Here is a 16952-nt window from a genome sequence, read left to right on the forward strand (position 1 = left end):
CCACCGTCGCCGCTGCCGCGATCTGTCACGAAAAAGGCATCGCCCGTTGCGTACTATTGGCGACTCGCAAAGAAGTTGAAGCCGTAGCGAAAGAACGCGGCATTTCCCTGCCCGATTCTTTGGAAATCATCGATCCTGCTTCTTTGGTTGAGCAATACGTTGAGCCAATGTGTGAATTGCGCAAATCCAAAGGCCTGACTCCTGAAGATGCACGCAAACAGCTGCAAGACACCGTCGTACTCGGCACCATGATGATGGCTCAAAACGACGTAGACGGTTTGGTTTCCGGCGCAGTCCACACTACTGCCAACACCATCCGCCCTGCCCTGCAACTGATTAAAACCGCCCCGGGTGCAAGCCTCGTATCCAGCGTATTCTTCATGTTGCTGCCTAACCAAGTATTGGCATTTGCCGACTGCGCGGTTAATCCGAACCCAACTCCGGAACAACTGGCCGACATCGCCATCCAATCTGCCGACAGCGCCAAAGCCTTCGGTATCGATCCCAAAGTGGCCATGATTTCCTACTCTACCATCAACTCAGGCAGCGGCCCTGATGTCGATGCAGTAATCGAAGCAACCAAACTGGCTAATGAAAAACGCCCTGATTTGGCCATCGAAGGTCCGTTGCAATACGATGCGGCTACCGTTCCATCTATCGGTCAATCCAAAGCTCCGGGCAGCGCTGTTGCCGGTCAAGCAACCGTTTTGGTTTTCCCAGATCTCAACACCGGCAACTGTACTTACAAAGCCGTACAACGCAGCGCCAACGTCCTGAGCGTAGGCCCGTTGTTGCAAGGTTTGCGCAAACCGGTTAACGACTTGTCCCGCGGCGCATTGATTGAAGACATCGTCTTCACCATCGCCCTGACTGCCGTTCAAGCCAAACAAATGCAAGGCTGATTGACAAGCTGATGCTTTGAAATCAAAGGCCGTCTGAAACCGATGTTTCAGACGGCCTTTCGTATCTTTGCGCCAACTATATTATAATTCGCCATTATTTTCTGAAAGACTGCCCCAATGACTGCCTACCAGCAACAACTAGCCGACAAAAAGCAATATCTTCAGCAACTTTTCCAAGGACTGGATTTTCCTGAAATCGAAGTCTTTGAATCTCCGGAACAGCATTACAGAATGCGCGCCGAGTTCCGTATCTGGCATGAGGGCGGCGAAATGTTTTACGCCATGTTTGAGCGCGGACAAAAGGCAAGCGGGGCAAGCCTGATCCGTTGCGACCAATTTCCTGCCGCATCCGAATCCATCAATACCTTGATGCCGAAACTGATTGAAGCCGCGTCCAATCATCCCGAGCTGAAAAACCGCTGGTACGCTGTCGAATTTTTATCCACTTTAAGCGGCGAAATGCTGGTTACCATGATTTACCACAAGAAGCTGAACGACGCATGGCAACAAGCCACGCAAGAGTTGGCGCACAATTTGGGCATCCACATCATCGGCCGCAGCCGCGGACAAAAAATCGTATTGAGCCAAGATTTTGTGACCGAAGCGTTGGAAGTCAACGGCAAAACCTTCCGCTATCGTCAAATCGAAGGCAGCTTTACCCAACCCAATGCCCAAGTGTGCCAAAAAATGCTGACTTGGGCGTGTGATGCCGCGCAAAACTTAGGCAAAGACCTGCTTGAGTTGTACTGCGGCAACGGCAATTTCACCCTGCCGCTTTCGCAACATTTCAATCAGGTACTGGCAACCGAAGTTTCCAAAACTTCCGTCAACGCCGCCCAATGGAATATTGAAGCTAACCAAATTACCAATCTCAAAATCGCCCGCCTGTCTGCGGAAGAGTTTACCGAGGCCTACACGCAAAACCGTGAATTCCGCCGCCTGCAAGAACAAGGCATCGACTTGAAAAACTATGATTTTTCAACTATTTTTGTCGATCCTCCACGCGCCGGTGTTGATGATGAGACGCTCAAATTGGTTGCCCGATTCGACAATGTCCTCTATATTTCATGCAATCCTGAGACTCTGCGCGCCAATCTCGACACGCTCTGTCAAACCCATACCATCGAACGCGCCGCCCTATTCGACCAATTCCCATTTACCCACCATATCGAAAGCGGCGTTTGGTTGAAGAAGAAAAAATAAAACCATACAAAAAGGCCGTCTGAATGTTCAGACGGCCTTTATAATCAGCGACATATTAAGCAATTTTCAAATCAATCCGCTTCCAAAACCACTTTCATGGCTTGGTTTTCAGCAGCGTGTTTGAATACATCGTAAGCTTTTTCCAATTCGCTGAATTTGAAATGGTGGGTCATCATTTTGGTGTAATCCACTGAGCTGCTGGAAATGGCTTTCATCAGCATTTCGGTGGTATTGGCGTTAACCAGGCCGGTAGTAATGGCAAGGTTTTTAATCCACAGTTTTTCTAGTTTGAAATCAACGGATTGACCATGTACACCAACCACAGCAATATGGCCGCCGGGTTTCACGATATCTTGACACATATTCCAAGTTGCAGGGATACCGACCGCTTCGATGGCGCAATCTACGCCATCTTCGCCAACAATGTCAGCAACTTGCTTGCTCACATCGCCGGAAGCAGGGTTGATGGTATGGGTCGCGCCCAATTCTTTCGCCAGTTTCAAGCGGTTTTCGTCCATATCGCAAACGATAATGGCGGCAGGACTATACAGTTGTGCAGTCAACAACGCAGACATACCGACAGGGCCGGCACCTGCAATGAATACGGTATCGCCAGGTTTCACATCACCATATTGCACGCCGATTTCGTGGGCGGTCGGCAAAGCATCGCTCAACAGCAGGGCAACTTCTTCGTTGACGTTGTCAGGCAGCGGAACCAAGCTGTTGTCGGCATAAGGCGTACGGACGTATTCGGCTTGCGTACCGTCAATCATATAGCCCAAGATCCAACCGCCGTTGCGGCAGTGTGAATAAAGTTGGATTTTACAGTTGTCGCAAGTACAGCATTTGCTGACACATGAAATAATGACTTTATCACCGACTTTGATGTTTTTTACAGCATCGCCGACTTCTTCTACAATACCGATGCCCTCATGACCGAGGATACGACCGTCGGCAACTTCAGGGTTTTTTCCCTTCCAAATACCCAAGTCGGTACCGCAAATCGTAGTTTTAACGATTTTGACGACTGCATCGGTCGGATCGATAATTTGAGGGCGGGGTTTTTCTTCGAAACGGATGTCGTTTGCGCCATGATAAACCATTGCTTTCATGTGAATCTCCTTGAGCGGTTAATAAACTTTAACAATATAGCGTAAATCCACGTTAACTATATTTATATACCCCTCCACTATATAAGTCAATTCTGATTATTATTTCGTATGTTATATTGCAACATACTGTTTTAAAAATAAATAATTAAAAAGTAAATATTAATGAACACACCCACATCCTTTGCACGACGACTCATCGATTGGCAACGGCAGCATGGTCGTCACGACTTGCCTTGGCAGGTCAAAGACCCCTATTCCGTCTGGCTTTCAGAAATCATGCTCCAACAAACGCAGGTTGCTACCGTATTGGACTACTATCCGCGTTTCTTAACCAAATTCCCAACCGTGCAATCGCTTGCCGCTGCGCCGCAAGACGAGGTTTTATCCTTGTGGGCAGGCTTGGGCTATTACAGCCGCGCACGCAACCTGCACAAAGCCGCGCAACAAGTCGTCGGACAATTCGGCGGCATCTTTCCTTCCGAGCGCAAGGACTTGGAAACACTCTGCGGCGTAGGCAGAAGTACCGCTGCCGCCATTTCTGCCTTTGCTTTCAACCGACGAGAAACCATCTTGGACGGCAACGTCAAACGCGTTCTCTGCCGTGTCTTTGCCCAAGACGGCAATCCGCAAGATAAGAAATTTGAAAACTCGCTTTGGACGCTTGCCGAAAGCCTGCTGCCGTCTGAAAACACTGATATGCCTGCCTACACGCAAGGCTTGATGGATTTGGGCGCAACCGTCTGCAAACGGACAAAACCTTTGTGTCATCAATGTCCTATGGCAGACATCTGCGAAGCAAAAAAACAAAACCGCATTGACGAACTGCCTCGCAAAAAAACTGCTCCCGAAGTGCAAACCCTACCGCTTTACTGGCTGATTATTCATAACACTGACGGCGCATTATTGCTTGAAAAACGCCCTGCCAAAGGCATTTGGGGCGGTCTGTATTGCGTACCCTGTTTTGAAAAATTAGACGATTTGTATGCTTACGCCAAACGCTTCGGCATTGTTTCAGACGGCCTTGAAGAACAAACCACGTTTACCCACCGCCTGACCCACCGCTTATTGATGATTACCCCTTTTCAGACGCAACAAAGGCCGTCTGAACATCTTTCAGACGGCCTTTGGGTATCAGCGGAACATTTGGCAGATTATGGTTTGCCCAAACCTTTAATCAAATATTTGGCTAAAGGCTAAACCGCCCTATTCCACAATCTCTTTAAATACAACTTCTTTTCCGCCGCGAATCAGTACGGCAAACCCGTCGCCAATTTGCCAGCGCGAGCTTGGATTGGCGTACTCGACACCCTGACTGCGCAAGCGGACTTGCACCAGTTTCTCAACCGTATTGCCTTCACGCAGCTCAACCATCATCGGGCTGTGGCTGTTGATATAAATTGCAGTAATCGTCCGACCTTGTACGGATTGATAACGGACAGAATACGTCTGCGCCTGTGCAATGACCGGTAACGGCGCGTCAGGGCGAACAGCCTTATAAGAACCGCACGCAGCGCACAAACTCACGCACAAAGCGCAGATGATTTTGTTCAACATAGGCATAGATTAGTAATGGTGATGCGGAATCTCGCCATCAAGACGGTAATAAGTGCCGCAATACGGGCATTCAATCTCACTATTGGACTGAATCGGCAAGAACACGCGCGGATGGCCGTTCCATGTTTCATGATTAGGACCGGAGCAATGCAGCGGCAAATCCTGCGGCTTGATGACTACAACGTTTTTTTCAGACTGTGTACTCATGGTTTGGTTCCTCACTATGTTTTCTTATCTTCCGATATTGTAAAGCAAAACGGCCGATAGGTTCAGACTGAAAACATTATATAATCACTTTTTTCAGACGGCCTTTGATGATGATGACTACCCTGCTCCGCCTTCAAGATTTCGATACTTCCGATTCCGCCTCATTTCTTTATACACTCAGCGCAGCCTATTTGGATCACACCGAACAGGCAGGAGATGAGGAAATGTCCAGCCTTAACGACGAACAGCATACATTGACCGCCCTTTGCTATCTCGACAGCCAAATTCAAGAAGGCGGCTTCGTACAGCTTATCGCTTCAGGATACGGAGAATACATCTTCGGCAATCCGGTTGCCGACAGCCTGCGACGCTGGCGCATCAAGCCGATACCGAAAATCTTAGACAAAGCCAAAGCCCTGTACGAAAAACACGGCGAAGCCATTGAAAAAATGGCAGACGAGCAAAGGGATTTCGACGAAATCCGCAAAGCTTTTCCCGATTTTGAAGAGCTTGACGGCGATTATTATGACGTTGCCGACGAAGACTTGGAAACTGCGGCAGCCTACGTTCAGGCAAATTGGGATAAATTTGCCAAACTGTCAGGCTGAAACCATAAAACTTTGCCGGTTTGAATCATCTGTTCAAACCGGCAAAATCATCAATACATCGAATTAACGTTTGTTTTTCTGATAAATCGGCATTACTTCAGGCAACATTTTGCGGATTGCATTGATACGCGCCTGATTGGTCGGGTGGGTCGACAAAATAGACAATGAGCTGCCGCCATGTACTTTGTTCATTTTTTCCCACACGCTTACCGCAGCCTCAGGGTTGTAGCCTGCTTCAGCCATCAAACGCACACCGCCGGCATCCGCTTCGCTTTCCTGATGGCGTGAGAACGGTTTGGTTGCCAACAAATCTGCTCCCAAGCCAACCAAATCACCATCTACACCGGTTGAGCTGGCCAAAATCGAACCACCCAAGCCGGTCAATACTTGCCCGCCCAAAGCTTTTTTACTGTGCTCCAACAGAGCATGGGTCATTTCATGGCCGACAACGGCGGCAATTTCAGCATCCGTCAGCTTCAATTTTTCTACTATGCCGGTGTACACGGCCATTTTACCTCCCGGCATTGCCCATGCATTCATTTCATCACTGCGGATAACGTTCATCTGCCAATTGAAAGGCACACCGGTTTTGTTAGCGCGCTCAGCATGAGGACGCAGACGTGCAAACACACGTTGAACACGTTGAGCAGTTGGAGAGGAAACATCCAAAGCTTTTTGACCACGCGCTTTTTGAATGACTTGTGAATAACTTTTAGCCGCGTCTTCATTTAAAGTCGCAGTATCGTAGCCAACCATATCCGCTACAGAAGTACAGCCGGTCAACGCCAAAATCACGCCCATGCCGGCCCAATATTTTTTATTCCATTTTTTCAACATGTTTTCTCTCTGTGTTTTAAAATTAATGTAACGACATTGTAACCAAATTTAATACACTTTACACAAAAGGCCGTCTGAACGGTTTCAGACGGCCTTTAAGCGTAATATTTAAGAACGGCGCTGCAGCATCCAAGACTCAATCTTACGCGCATCGTTCACGCGGGTTGTGGAAGACGGAGAGTTGAGCAACACAATGGTAATCGGCTGATTCTGCACATTGGCCTTAACCACCATAGAACGTCCTGCTTCACGAATATAGCCTGTTTTCTGCAATTCAATATTCCAGCTGCCCTCACGCACCAAGGCATTGGAGTTTTTGTAGTTTTGACGACCGTTTGCCGTCCAAACCGAGCCGTAATTTGAAGTCGAATTTTTACGGATCAGCGGATATTTGCTGGCTGCCGCAACCATGCGGTTCAAATCGCGCGCAGTTGAAACGTTTTGGAAATTCAAACCGGTAGGCTCATAGAAACGGCTGCTGGTCATACCCAGGCTTTGCGCTTTGGCATTCATTGCCGCAACAAACGCGCTCATACCGCCAGGATAAGTACGGCCCAACGCATGAGTGGCACGGTTTTCACTGCTCATCAGGCTCAGGTGCAACAGTTCGCCGCGTGTCAGCGTCGTGCCGATGCTCAAACGGCTGCCCGTACCTTTCAGACGGTCGATTTCAGCCTCGGTAATCGTAATCGGCTCGTTCATATCCAGATGCGCATCCAAAACCACCATCGCGCTCATCAATTTGGAAATAGAGGCAATCGGCATGACACGATCAGGGTTTTTCTGATACAGCACTTCACCGGTTTTATTATTGAAAATCAAAGCAGATTGCGAAGACAGCAGAGGACCTGCCAAAGCGGCTTGAGCTTCGACTTGGTCGGCATGACTTAACGCAAAAGCTTCCATCGGGTCATTTTGCACTGGGAAATTTTGCTCCAAAAATTGTCCCAATACATCCATATCATCGGCAACGGCAGGCGCAGAAGCAAAAGCCAATGCCACACCTGTCCATACCATTCCTAAAGTTTTATAGAATTTCATATCTGCCAATTCAAAAAAAATACATTTAATTCAACATTCTGTTAAATTTTTCGGCAATTGTAAAGCGAGTTGAGAAAACTTTGCGTTTGTTTGCGAGATATTCAAATCCAGAGCCCTCATCAGTTTCTCAGACGATACGGCGCAATGCCTGCTCTGATTTGAAAAAACACAAGATAGTCATTATACTTAGGCTCCTTTGTCAGAGGCATTCCCTCAATCCGGCAATACGCCCGAAATATCTGTTCCCCCTTTACAACACAGCCTCCATACAACCATACGAAGAAATTATTATGTCTGAAGAAAAACGCACCTGTTCATTCTGCGGGAAGTCCGAAAACGACGTTAAAAATCTGATTGAAGGCGAACACGCCTTCATCTGTAACGAATGTGTAGAAACTTGCGGCATGATGCTGCAAGACAACGAATCCGGCGAGATTGAAAACGAGCTTGCCAAAGCGAAAGAAGAAAACGCCGAGAAAAAACTGCCTACCCCAGCCGAAATCGTTGCCAACCTCAACGATCACGTTATCGGTCAGGAACACGCAAAAAAAGCGTTGGCAGTATCGGTTTACAACCACTACAAACGCCTGCGCCACCCGAAAGCAGAGGGCAAGGTTGAATTGTCCAAATCCAACATCCTGCTCATCGGCCCTACCGGCTCAGGTAAAACCTTGTTGGCGCAATCTTTGGCGCGCAAACTGGATGTCCCTTTTGTCATGGCGGATGCCACAACTTTAACCGAAGCCGGTTATGTCGGTGAAGACGTCGAACAAATCATCACCAAACTTTTGGGTAAATGTGATTTTGACGTTGAAAAAGCCCAGCGCGGCATCGTTTATATCGATGAAATCGATAAAATTTCACGCAAAAGCGACAATCCGTCCATTACGCGCGACGTATCCGGCGAAGGCGTGCAACAAGCCTTGCTGAAACTGATTGAAGGCACGGTAGCCAGCGTTCCCCCTCAAGGCGGCCGCAAACATCCGAACCAAGAATTCATCAACGTTGATACCACCAACATCCTCTTTATTTGTGGTGGCGCATTTGCCGGCTTGGAAAAAGTCATCCGTCAACGTACTGAAAAAGGCGGTATCGGCTTTGGTGCGGCGGTGCACAGTAAAGATGAAAACGCCGATATTTCAGCCCTGTTTGAGACAGTCGAGCCTGAAGATTTGATTAAATTCGGTTTAATTCCCGAGCTTATCGGCCGTCTGCCCGTGATTGCTACATTGGCAGAATTGGACGAAGATGCTTTAGTCAACATTTTGACCGAGCCGAAAAATGCCTTGGTCAAACAATATCAAACCTTGTTTGAAATGGAAGATGTCGGCCTTGAGTTTGAAGAAGATGCCTTGCGCAGCATCGCCAAACTGGCAATGGAACGCAAAACCGGTGCGCGTGGCCTGCGCTCTATCGTCGAACGTTGCCTCTTGGATACCATGTACGCCCTGCCAGATTTGAAAGGCGTAGCCAAAGTCGTCATCAATAAAGAAGTGGTGGAAAAAGGCGATCAGCCAAAACTTTTCCGTAAAGACGGCAGCGAATACAAGCAATAAGGTTTATTCTTCGAAAAAGACGTGTACCCATTACACGTCTTTTTTATTTTCTTAATAAAACCAAAACCATATTTTCTAATAATGACCTTATACATGAAAAACAAAGGCCGTCTGAAACATATTCAGACGGCCTTTGTTTTCAAGTTGCTCTAAGTCTGTCTTCATCCGGAGTATTGATGAGAGTGACTTCCTTGAATTTTATGAAGCTTATTTTTTTGCTTTTTTAACAGCTTTTTTAGCAGGAGCAGCTTTGGCGGCAGGCTCAGAAGCCGCAGCTTCAGGAGCAGCTACTGGCTGCTCAGATGCAGCAGGTTCGGAGGCAGCTGATTCAGCGGTACGTTGATAGCCTTTGTCTTTCATGCAGGCATCAAACACAGCGCGGTCAGCATTTTCACCAGATGCTTGTTGGCATTGGGTCATTGCTTCTTCAACAGTGACGCGTGGCGCTGCCGCTTCTTCAGCAGGTTTGGAAGAAGAACAAGCTGCCAACATTAGGCTACCGGTTGCAAGAGCGATCAATAAAGTTTTCATAATTGTATATTCCTAAATTTTAATTTTATGGTTTACCGTTAAACGGGAGATACAGGCTGTCAAACAGCCTTGCACCTCAATATTGAGTACCCAATTCCAATTTAGTTTCATTTCATCCTGTAAGTTTTTGATAAATTAATCCTATTGACGTTAAGACAAATGCTTAATTCCCAATAAACTCAAAACCTTGCCGATCAATTTATTTTTCTTCTCTTAGACTGTAAAAATATCAAAATCAGGCCAATTAAAGCTGTCGCCATCATTTGGGAAGTCCCTCTTTTTATGGCATAATGGATTACTTACCGGATAGTTCCGTACCCCTTTTTTCAAACCGCAGAATCAAAATCATACTGCGGTTTATCCATTTCAGAATCAGATTTTCAGACGGCCTCACCATTCAAAAGGCCGTCTGAACAGAAAGCCACCATCATGAATCCTTTCTCTTCACTCGGTTTAGGCAGCGAATTAGTCTCTGCCCTGACCGATCAAGGGTATGAAAACCCGACGCCTATCCAAGCCGCAGCGATTCCTAAAGCCTTGGCAGGACACGATCTTTTGGCCGCAGCACAAACCGGCACAGGTAAAACCGCCGCCTTTATGCTGCCCAGCCTCGAACGCCTGAAACGCTACGCCACATCCAGCACCTCCCCTGCCATGCACCCTGTCCGCATGTTGGTATTGACCCCGACCCGCGAACTGGCCGATCAAATCGATCAAAACGTGCAGGCCTATATTAAAAATCTTCCTTTGCGCCATACCGTCCTCTTCGGCGGCGTCAATATGGACAAACAAACTGCCGACTTGCGCGCCGGTTGCGAAATTGTTGTCGCTACGGTTGGCCGACTGCTTGACCACGTCAAACAAAAAAACATCAATTTAAACAAAGTTGAAATCGTTGTACTCGACGAAGCTGACCGTATGCTTGATATGGGTTTCATAGACGATATCCGCAAAATCATGCAGATGTTGCCCAAACAGCGACAAACCCTGCTTTTCTCCGCCACTTTCTCACCGCCTATCCGCAAGCTTGCGCAAGATTTTATGCACACGCCTGAAATGGTTGAAGTGGCTGCGCAAAACACCACCAACGCCAATGTCGAGCAACACATCATTGCCGTTGATGCACTCAAAAAGCGCAACCTGCTCGAACGTCTGATTGTTGATTTGCATATGAATCAAGTCATTGTATTCTGCAAAACCAAACAAAGCGTCGATCAAGTTACCCGCGACCTCGTCCGCCGCAACATTGCCGCTCAATCCATCCACGGCGACAAATCCCAACAAAGCCGACTGGAAACCCTCAACGCCTTTAAAGAAGGTACATTACGCGTTTTGGTTGCCACCGACGTTGCCGCACGCGGTTTGGATATTGCCGAGTTGCCTTTTGTCATCAACTACGAGCTGCCAACCCAACCTGAAGACTACGTCCACCGCATCGGACGTACCGGCCGGGCCGGTGCCGACGGCGTTGCCATTTCCTTGATGGATAAAACCGAACAGAAAATGTTTGAAGCCATTAAAGAGCTGACCGGCAGCGATTTGAATGTGGAACGCATCGAAGGCTTTGAGCCGCATTGGTGGGGCAACGACAATCAACATGAAGCCGAAGCGCAACCGGTTCAGCACAACGACAGCCGCTCTCGTCGCGATGATAGAAACAAACGCAACGAATACGCGAGCAAGTCAGACAAAAACTCGAAAAAAACAGAAGAGAAAAACGATCCGGGTATTGTCTGTGGCAAAATTGCCGGCAGAACACGCCGCAGTCGTCACGAGCGTCAGCCTTGCGCCCTGCTCCAACCTGGTTTTGGTGTAAAGTAAACAACGCTGATTAATCGGTTTTCTGATTATTTATCCTAAGTAAAGGCCGTCTGAAAATCATCTTTCAGACGGCCTTTTATTAAACTAAAAATAAAAAGGACGTGATGAACACGCCCTTTATTTTTCCGTTTCAGACGGCCTTTATTATTTAAGGCCGTCTGAAAATCGGTTTACCTTGCTATATTAAACATTCACGGTTTCGGCTACTTCGTTGTAGCTGTCGATTTCGTTGAAGTTCATGTAACGGTAGATTTGATCGCCCTGCTCGTTGATGATACCGATATTGGCTTGGTATTCTTCAACAGTCGGGATTTTACCCAGTTTGGAGCAGATTGCCGCCAACTCAGCCGAGCCGAGGTAAACAAAGGTGTTTTTACCCAAGCGGTTCGGGAAGTTACGGGTAGAAGTGGACATTACAGTCGCGCCTTCGTGTACTTGTGCTTGGTTACCCATACACAATGAGCAACCCGGCATTTCCATACGCGCGCCTGCACGGCCGAGTACGCCGTAGTGACCTTCGTCAGACAGCTCTTTCGCATCCATTTTGGTTGGAGGCGCCATCCACAGACGCACCGGGATGTCGGTTTTACCTTCCAAGAGTTTGGAAGCTGCACGGAAGTGACCGATGTTGGTCATACAAGAACCGATGAACACTTCGTCGATTTTGGTGCCGGAGCGTTCAGACATGAAGCACACGTCGTCAGGGTCGTTCGGGCAAGCAATAATCGGCTCTTTAATGTCGTCCATGTTGATCTCAATCACGGCGGCGTATTCGGCATCTTTATCCGCTTCGAGCAATTCAGGATTTGCCAACCATGCTTCCATGGCTTTGATACGGCGTTCCAAAGTGCGCGAATCTTGATAGCCGTCGGCAATCATGTTTTTCATCAACACAATGTTGGATTTCATGTACTCGATAATCGGCTCTTTGTTGAGCTTCACAGTACAGCCTGCAGCAGAACGTTCGGCAGACGCGTCAGTCAATTCAAAGGCTTGTTCCACTTTCAAATCAGGCAGACCTTCGATTTCGAGGATGCGGCCGGAGAAGATATTTTTCTTACCGGCTTTAGCAACAGTAAGCAGGCCTTGTTTAATCGCGTACAACGGAATGGCGTTCACCAAATCGCGCAGGGTTACGCCCGGTTGCAGTTTGCCGCTGAAGCGTACCAATACAGACTCAGGCATATCGAGCGGCATTACGCCGGTAGCTGCTGCGAAAGCAACCAAGCCGGAGCCGGCAGGGAAAGAAATACCGATAGGGAAACGAGTGTGGCTGTCGCCGCCGGTACCGACTGTATCAGGCAACAGCAGACGGTTGAGCCATGAGTGAATTACGCCATCGCCCGGACGCAGGGATACACCGCCACGAGTAGAGATGAAGGCAGGCAATTCTTTATGTGTTCTCACATCGACAGGTTTTGGATAAGCGGCGGTGTGACAGAAAGACTGCATCACCATATCTGCTGAGAAGCCCAAGCAAGCCAGGTCTTTCAATTCGTCGCGAGTCATAGGGCCGGTAGTATCTTGCGAGCCGACAGTAGTCATGCGTGGTTCGCAGTAAGTACCCGGACGCACGCCTTTGCCTTCCGGCAAACCACAGGCACGGCCAACCATTTTTTGAGCCAATGTGAAACCGGCTTTGCTTTCGGCAGGCGCTTGAGGCAGACGGAATTCGGTAGAAGCAGGCAATTTCAGTGCTTCGCGCGCTTTGGCAGTCAGACCGCGACCGATAATCAGGTTGATACGGCCACCTGCTTGCACTTCGTCCAGCAATACTTGTGATTTCAATTCAAAATCGGCAACAGTTTCACCGTTTTTCACAATTTTGCCTTCGTAAGGCAGAATATCGACGACATCGCCCATTTTCAGCGCGGAAACATCAACTTCAATCGGCAACGCACCGGAGTCTTCTTGAGTATTGAAGAAAATCGGCGCAATTTTGCCGCCCAAGCATACGCCGCCGAAACGTTTGTTCGGTACGAACGGAATATCTTCGCCTGTATGCCAAATGACAGAGTTGGTAGCAGATTTACGTGAAGAACCGGTACCGACCACGTCGCCAACGTAAGCAACCGGATGGCCTTTGGCTTTGAGTTCTTCCAACAATTTAATCGGACCGACTTCGCCCGGTTTGTCAGGCGTGATGCCATCGCGCGGGTTTTTTAACATCGCCAGCGCGTGCAGAGGGATATCAGGACGGCTCCATGCATCAGGTGCAGGAGAGAGGTCGTCTGTATTGGTTTCACCGTCGACTTTGAAGACGGTAACAGTGATTTTTTCTGGAACTTTGGCGCGTGAGGTGAACCATTCGGCATCTGCCCAAGATTGCAATACTTCTTGCGCGTATTTGTTGCCTTTTTCGGCTTTTTCTTGCACATCGTGGAAAGAGTCAAACATCAACAGAGTGTGTTTCAGACCATTTGCAGCGATAGGCGCAAGTTTGTCATTGTCCAAGAGTTCGATGAGTGCATGAATGTTGTAACCGCCAAGCATGGTACCCAACAGCTCGGTAGCATACTCAGGGGAAATCAGCGGACTGGATGCGCTACCTTCGGCAACGGCTGCCAAAAATGAGGCTTTAACTTTGGCGGCATCGTCCACACCGGGTGGTACGCGGTGAGCCAACAGCTCAACCAAGAATTCGCCTTCACCGGCAGGTGGATTTTTCAGCAGCTCAACCAAATCAGCAGTCTGCTGAGCAGTCAGAGGAAGGGCGGGAATACCAAGGGCGGCGCGCTCGGCGGCGGCTTTACGATAGGCTTCTAACATCTCTTTGTTCCTTTTTCTGTTTTTTCTTCTGGGCAGTTGCAAATGATTTGCAATTAAGGATTGTGAACAATCCTTTTAACCATCATAGACCAGTTTTCAAAAAATGGGAACAGTTATGTTGCTGAATGTAATAAATTTAAACTATTTTATTTAATGTGTTAATAGTTCAACCTATCTAAAGCTGCCCTCTTCTAGGCGTTTTAGCCAAACAGACGGGAAACTTCGGCTGATTTTTTACGGTACGGCAATATGATTTCAACGCGGAACAGGCCGTCTGATTGGATGCTTCTGATTTTCGCGTCGGTGTCATACATCAAAGTCAGGCGCTCTTTCAGATTGCGCAAGGCCATAGAATTACCTTTATGCGGCTTGGTATTTTCGTTGGGTTCTGTTCCGCACGGATTTTCGATACTGATAAAAATAGATGATTTTTCCAATTTTGTTAATACCGTAATTATCCCTGGACGGTGGATGGATTCGACACCATGAAATACGGCATTTTCCAAAAGCGGCTGCAGCAGCAAATGTGGCGTTTCGGCATCATCGGGCGCATGGTGTTGCCACATAACCTGTACGCGCATATGTCCCATGCGGATTTGCTCGATGGCAATATATTCCTGCGCCCACTCGATTTCCTGTCCTAAGGTGCTGTTTTGACTACCGTCGCGCAGTTGTGCGCGGAACAAGTTGGCCAAATTTTCCAGCAAAGTTTCCGCATCATACGGACGCAGACGGATTAAGCTGATGGCGGCATTCAAGCTGTTAAACAAGAAATGCGGACGGATACGCGCCGTCAACGCGCTCAGTCTGGCTTCGGAAATGGAAGGCGCAAGGCTGTTGCGACGGGATGCTTCGATGTACATGAAACTGAAACAAAAAAAGGTCAGCAAGAAGAAGTGTTGGATCAACGGCCAAAGCTCTGTCTTCAAAATCACTAAATCGACAAACAAGAAAATCAGCAGATTGGAGACGTAGGAAACCACGACGCTGTACTGCGAGCGAAGCAGGGACGGCGCAAATGCCTGTAAGAAATAGACCTTGAGTAAAATTAAAAGGATGACGGGGCAAGCCCATGAAAAATGCTGGAAAATCTGTTCCGGATAAGGCACGCCCGATACCGTCATCAACGGAAAGATAAACAAACTGATTAACAAAACAATAAGCAGGCGCACCAGAGTTGCGGAATTGCGCAAATCCGGCACTGCGAAATTCTGGTTTATTTGACGTATAATAGACATGATTTCAACCGTTTTCTTTCATAATGTATAGACGGGTCTGCTATATTGAAGACGTAGACCCTGTTTTTTTATTTATATTTTAAGGATGCTGATATGAGCAAGGACAAAACCTGGTCAGGCCGTTTTAACGAACCTGTTTCCGAGCTGGTCAAAAAATATACCGGCTCGATTGATTTTGACAAACGACTGGCAGAATGGGACATCCAAGGCTCGCTGGCACACGCGCAAATGCTGACACAGTCGGGCGTTTTGAGCGAAGACGACCTCTCCGCTATCCGTCAGGGCATGGCCGAGATTATAGCAGAAATCAAAGAAGGAACGATTTCCTGGTCGCTGGATTTGGAAGATGTCCACATGAACATCGAACGCCGCCTCACCGACAAAATCGGCGATGCCGGCAAACGCCTGCACACCGGCCGCAGCCGCAACGACCAAGTCGCTACCGACATCCGCCTGTGGCTGCGCGATCAAATTACCGTTATTCAAAGCCTGATTCAAAACCTTCAGACGGCCTTGGTTGATTTGGCGGAACAAAACGCCGAAACCGTCATGCCCGGCTTTACCCATCTGCAAGTTGCCCAGCCGGTCAGCTTCGGGCATCATATGCTCGCCTATGTTGAAATGCTCGGCCGCGATTTCGAGCGCATGGCCGACTGCCGCAAACGCGTCAACCGTATGCCGCTCGGCGCCGCCGCACTGGCCGGTACCACCTATCCGATTCAGCGCGAAATTACCGCCGAGTTGTTGGGCTTTGAACAAATCTGCCAAAACTCGCTCGATGCCGTATCTGACCGCGATTTTGCCATTGAGTTCACCGCCGCCGCTTCCCTAATTATGGTTCACCTGAGCCGCCTTTCCGAAGAATTGATTTTGTGGATGAGCCCGCGTTTCGGCTTTATCGATATTGCCGACCGTTTCTGCACCGGCTCGTCCATCATGCCGCAGAAGAAAAATCCCGACGTGCCCGAACTCGTGCGCGGTAAATCCGGTCGCGTGATTGGCCACCTGATCGGCCTGGTTACCCTGATGAAATCGCAACCTTTGGCATACAACAAAGACAATCAGGAAGACAAAGAGCCTTTGTTTGACACTGCCGACACGCTTATCGACACCCTGCGCATTTACGCCGACATGATGCGCGGCGTGACCGTCAAACCCGACAATATGCGCGCCGCCGTCATGCAGGGTTTTGCAACGGCTACCGACTTGGCGGACTACTTGGTGAAAAAAGGCATGCCTTTCCGAGACAGCCACGAAGTCGTTGCCCAAGCCGTGCGCCATGCCGATGAGGCTGGCGTTGATTTGAGCGAATTGCCGCTCGAAGTCTTGCAAGGTTTCAGCGGTTTGATTACCGACGACGTTTACAGCGTGCTGACACCCGAAGGCAGCTTAAACGCGCGCAACCACTTGGGCGGCACCGCGCCTGAACAAGTCCGTTTCCAAGTCAAACGCTGGCGTGAATTATTGGCTTAAACCCATCTAAACACATAATAAAAGGCCGTCTGAAAATTTTCAGACGGCCTTTTGATTACCTGTGCTACACTCAACCTCACAATAAAAACAGATAAAACCT

At 48.5% G+C, this 16952-nt stretch carries 15 protein-coding genes; 7 read left to right on the forward strand and 8 right to left on the reverse strand.

Annotation, left to right across the window (positions count from 1 at the left end):
- Positions 1–902: phosphate acetyltransferase (pta, locus tag Q1M25_RS03135; RefSeq protein WP_300481676.1), on the forward strand; the 902-nt coding region annotated here is incomplete at its 5' end.
- A 117-nt stretch (positions 903–1019) separates the two neighbouring features.
- Complete coding sequence (gene trmA, locus Q1M25_RS03140; RefSeq protein WP_150537632.1) at positions 1020–2105, forward strand: tRNA (uridine(54)-C5)-methyltransferase TrmA; 1086 nt, start codon at positions 1020–1022, stop codon at positions 2103–2105.
- 71 nt (positions 2106–2176) lie between these two features.
- On the opposite strand, the gene Q1M25_RS03145 is transcribed toward trmA, so the two are convergent.
- Entirely contained in the window at positions 2177–3217 is a 1041-nt protein-coding gene (locus Q1M25_RS03145) for a zinc-dependent alcohol dehydrogenase family protein (protein WP_107858123.1), read from the reverse strand.
- A gap of 162 nt (positions 3218–3379) precedes the next feature.
- On the opposite strand from Q1M25_RS03145, the gene mutY reads away from it, so the two are divergent.
- Positions 3380–4414, forward strand: coding sequence for an A/G-specific adenine glycosylase (mutY, locus tag Q1M25_RS03150; protein ID WP_070645166.1), 1035 nt, complete (start codon positions 3380–3382; stop codon positions 4412–4414).
- 6 nt (positions 4415–4420) lie between these two features.
- On the opposite strand, the gene Q1M25_RS03155 is transcribed toward mutY, so the two are convergent.
- Positions 4421–4777: a hypothetical protein gene (locus tag Q1M25_RS03155; RefSeq protein WP_063067965.1), complete on the reverse strand. Its 357-nt coding sequence runs from the start codon at positions 4775–4777 to the stop codon at positions 4421–4423.
- Positions 4778–4780: 3 nt separating this feature from the next.
- Positions 4781–4978 carry a zinc-finger domain-containing protein gene (locus tag Q1M25_RS03160; protein ID WP_003745781.1) on the reverse strand — a complete coding sequence of 66 codons (198 nt, stop codon included), beginning with the start codon at positions 4976–4978 and terminating at the stop codon, positions 4781–4783.
- A 113-nt stretch (positions 4979–5091) separates the two neighbouring features.
- Between Q1M25_RS03160 and Q1M25_RS03165 the strand changes: the two genes are divergently transcribed.
- The gene (locus tag Q1M25_RS03165; RefSeq protein WP_300481698.1) at positions 5092–5586 is read left to right on the forward strand and encodes a DMP19 family protein; all 495 of its coding nucleotides are present in this window, start codon (positions 5092–5094) and stop codon (positions 5584–5586) included.
- Positions 5587–5649: 63 nt separating this feature from the next.
- Here Q1M25_RS03165 and Q1M25_RS03170 read toward each other — a convergent pair whose 3' ends face one another.
- Entirely contained in the window at positions 5650–6423 is a 774-nt protein-coding gene (locus Q1M25_RS03170; RefSeq protein ID WP_004519369.1) for a M48 family metallopeptidase, read from the reverse strand.
- 108 nt (positions 6424–6531) lie between these two features.
- Entirely contained in the window at positions 6532–7464 is a 933-nt protein-coding gene (locus Q1M25_RS03175) for a serine hydrolase (protein WP_063068055.1), read from the reverse strand.
- A 290-nt stretch (positions 7465–7754) separates the two neighbouring features.
- On the opposite strand from Q1M25_RS03175, the gene clpX reads away from it, so the two are divergent.
- Complete coding sequence (gene clpX / locus Q1M25_RS03180) at positions 7755–9020, forward strand: ATP-dependent Clp protease ATP-binding subunit ClpX (RefSeq protein ID WP_063067966.1); 1266 nt, start codon at positions 7755–7757, stop codon at positions 9018–9020.
- Positions 9021–9227: 207 nt separating this feature from the next.
- Here the strand turns inward: clpX and Q1M25_RS03185 are convergent, their stop codons facing one another.
- Positions 9228–9551: a hypothetical protein gene (locus Q1M25_RS03185; RefSeq protein WP_063067967.1), complete on the reverse strand. Its 324-nt coding sequence runs from the start codon at positions 9549–9551 to the stop codon at positions 9228–9230.
- Positions 9552–9977: 426 nt separating this feature from the next.
- Here Q1M25_RS03185 and Q1M25_RS03190 point away from each other — a divergent pair, with 426 nt between their 5' ends.
- Positions 9978–11372 (forward strand): DEAD/DEAH box helicase, encoded by a 1395-nt coding sequence (locus Q1M25_RS03190; RefSeq protein WP_300481701.1) that lies wholly within the window; start codon positions 9978–9980, stop codon positions 11370–11372.
- Positions 11373–11555: 183 nt separating this feature from the next.
- Here Q1M25_RS03190 and acnB read toward each other — a convergent pair whose 3' ends face one another.
- Entirely contained in the window at positions 11556–14141 is a 2586-nt protein-coding gene (gene acnB, locus Q1M25_RS03195) for a bifunctional aconitate hydratase 2/2-methylisocitrate dehydratase (protein WP_150537641.1), read from the reverse strand.
- A 200-nt stretch (positions 14142–14341) separates the two neighbouring features.
- The gene (locus Q1M25_RS03200; RefSeq protein ID WP_150537642.1) at positions 14342–15379 is read right to left on the reverse strand and encodes a sensor histidine kinase; all 1038 of its coding nucleotides are present in this window, start codon (positions 15377–15379) and stop codon (positions 14342–14344) included.
- Between the two features lie 93 nt (positions 15380–15472).
- Here Q1M25_RS03200 and argH point away from each other — a divergent pair, with 93 nt between their 5' ends.
- Positions 15473–16852: an argininosuccinate lyase gene (gene argH, locus Q1M25_RS03205; protein ID WP_107810243.1), complete on the forward strand. Its 1380-nt coding sequence runs from the start codon at positions 15473–15475 to the stop codon at positions 16850–16852.
- The last annotated feature ends 100 nt before the right edge of the window (positions 16853–16952 follow it).

The organism is uncultured Neisseria sp. (assembly GCF_951230505.1).
GTDB lineage: Bacteria > Pseudomonadota > Gammaproteobacteria > Burkholderiales > Neisseriaceae > Neisseria.

Bases quoted from the DNA above. Each gene is read 5' to 3' on its own strand.
- Q1M25_RS03160 (WP_003745781.1), bottom strand. From the start codon at position 4,978: ATGAGTACACAGTCTGAAAAAAACGTTGTAGTCATCAAGCCGCAGGAT.
- Q1M25_RS03170 (WP_004519369.1), bottom strand. From the start codon at position 6,423: ATGTTGAAAAAATGGAATAAAAAATATTGGGCCGGCATGGGCGTGATT.
- mutY (WP_070645166.1), top strand. From the start codon at position 3,380: ATGAACACACCCACATCCTTTGCACGACGACTCATCGATTGGCAACGG.
- Q1M25_RS03175 (WP_063068055.1), bottom strand. From the start codon at position 7,464: ATGAAATTCTATAAAACTTTAGGAATGGTATGGACAGGTGTGGCATTG.
- Q1M25_RS03200 (WP_150537642.1), bottom strand. From the start codon at position 15,379: ATGTCTATTATACGTCAAATAAACCAGAATTTCGCAGTGCCGGATTTG.
- Q1M25_RS03145 (WP_107858123.1), bottom strand. From the start codon at position 3,217: ATGAAAGCAATGGTTTATCATGGCGCAAACGACATCCGTTTCGAAGAA.
- Q1M25_RS03165 (WP_300481698.1), top strand. From the start codon at position 5,092: ATGACTACCCTGCTCCGCCTTCAAGATTTCGATACTTCCGATTCCGCC.
- acnB (WP_150537641.1), bottom strand. From the start codon at position 14,141: ATGTTAGAAGCCTATCGTAAAGCCGCCGCCGAGCGCGCCGCCCTTGGT.
- argH (WP_107810243.1), top strand. From the start codon at position 15,473: ATGAGCAAGGACAAAACCTGGTCAGGCCGTTTTAACGAACCTGTTTCC.
- trmA (WP_150537632.1), top strand. From the start codon at position 1,020: ATGACTGCCTACCAGCAACAACTAGCCGACAAAAAGCAATATCTTCAG.
- Q1M25_RS03185 (WP_063067967.1), bottom strand. From the start codon at position 9,551: ATGAAAACTTTATTGATCGCTCTTGCAACCGGTAGCCTAATGTTGGCA.
- Q1M25_RS03155 (WP_063067965.1), bottom strand. From the start codon at position 4,777: ATGCCTATGTTGAACAAAATCATCTGCGCTTTGTGCGTGAGTTTGTGC.
- clpX (WP_063067966.1), top strand. From the start codon at position 7,755: ATGTCTGAAGAAAAACGCACCTGTTCATTCTGCGGGAAGTCCGAAAAC.